The 1,637-nt window shown below is 65.8% G+C and carries 1 protein-coding gene; it reads left to right on the top strand.

From position 1 onward, the window contains the following. Window positions 1–329 precede the first annotated feature (329 nt). The gene (locus VGS97_RS19275; protein WP_326854978.1) at window positions 330–1,388 is read left to right on the top strand and encodes an integrase core domain-containing protein; all 1,059 of its coding nucleotides are present in this window, start codon (window positions 330–332) and stop codon (window positions 1,386–1,388) included. Window positions 1,389–1,637: the final 249 nt, after the last annotated feature.

Genomic DNA, 1,637 nt, shown 5'->3' with positions numbered 1-1,637 from the left:
CCTCGCGCACGTCGGCGGCGACGATCTCGCGGATGAAATCGCGTCGTTCGGGAGAGGCTGGAGTGCGGGCGCTCACGCGGCTGTTGCTCGTCATCTCGATTAGAGTAGTGCAGTACATCGCCGTGTCTGGCGCAGTCGGTGCACTCACGCTCAGGTGACAACCTCACCGCACACCCGGAACCCGCCGGCGTCATCCGGCAGGCGAGCGGCTTCCCGCGCTTTGATGAATTCCTCGGACCTCGCCTCGCTCTGCCTGCGGTCCAGCTTGACCTGTGAGGTGCCAGAACTCGTGCAGACTATCTGATCTAGGCCTTCTATCCTCGGCACTCGTGCTCTTCCGTCTCCTCTACCTGCTGATGGCCCGCTTGTTCGGCTGGCTGGCGCTGCTCGCCCGCAACGACACCTTGAAGGATGTGGAAATCTTGGTGCTGCGGCATGGGGTCGCGGTCCTGCGCCGCCAGGTCGCCCGCCCGAAGCCGGACTGGGCCGACCGGGCCGTGATCGCCGCCTTGACAAGGCTGCTGCCCACTCACTTGCGGCTGCACCGGATCGTGACACCCGGCACCCTGCTCGCCTGGCACCGGCGCCTGATCAAGAACAAGTGGACCTATCCGACTACCAGCGGATGCCCGCCGGTCCCGGAGGAGATCCGTGAGCTGGTCCAGCGGCTGGTCAGGCAGAACCCGCGGTGGGGACACCGGCGCATCCAGGGCGAACTTCTCGGCCTCGGGTACCGCGTCGGCGCCGGAACGATCCGGAGAATCCTGGCCGCCGGGCTCGCACCCGCGCCACGCCGGGCATCCCCGACCTGGCGGCAGTTCCTCGCCTCCCAGGCTGCCGGGATCGTGGCGTGCGATTTCCTGCACGTTGACACCGTGTTCCTCAGGCGTTTGCACGTGCTCTTCGTGATGGAGATCCAGACCCGCCGCGTACACATCCTGGGCGTGACCGCGCATCCCACCTCGCCGTGGATCACCCAGCAGGCCCGTAACCTGCTGATGGATCTGGGTGCACGCGCCAGCCAGTTCAGATTCCTGATCCGCGATCGCGACAGCAAGTTCACGGCGGCGTTCGACGACGTGTTCGCCGGCAATGGCGCGCGGGTCATCAAGACGCCGGTCCGCTCGCCCCGGGCGAATTCCTTTGCGGAACGGTATGTGGGAACGCTACGCCGCGAATGCCTGGACCACCTGCTGATCTACGGCGAACGGCATCTCCAGCGGATCCTGGCCGAGTACACCCGGCACTACAACGAGCATCGGCCGCACCAGTCGCGCGGACAGCGACCTCCGCTGCACGAGCCCGGCCGGGCGGTCGATATGACCGCCCGGATCACGCACGGGCAGGTCGTCCACGGCTTGATCAGCGAGTACCGGAGAGCAGCCTGACAGGAAACACCAGCTCAGAGCAATTGTGCGAGTTCTGGCACGGCACAAGGTCAGTTCGGCCACCGGCAGTGCCTGTAGCGCGTCGACCCAGGCCGGGACCTCGGTCGCTCCCGGAATCGTGGCTCTGGCAGTTCTGTTCCTGCCAATAGCATGCTGGTGTGTGGAGTCGTGCGCATGGCCTGTTTTCGGTTATCAGGCTTTGGGGGTGTGTTTATGCCCGACCGGCTGCTGGTGGACCTGGGCAAGGAT

It is taken from the genome of Actinocrinis sp. (assembly GCF_035946395.1).
GTDB lineage: Bacteria > Actinomycetota > Actinomycetes > Streptomycetales > Catenulisporaceae > Actinocrinis.
The sequence above is the reverse complement of the archived record's forward strand: the minus strand, read 5'-3'. Positions and strand labels throughout refer to the sequence as shown.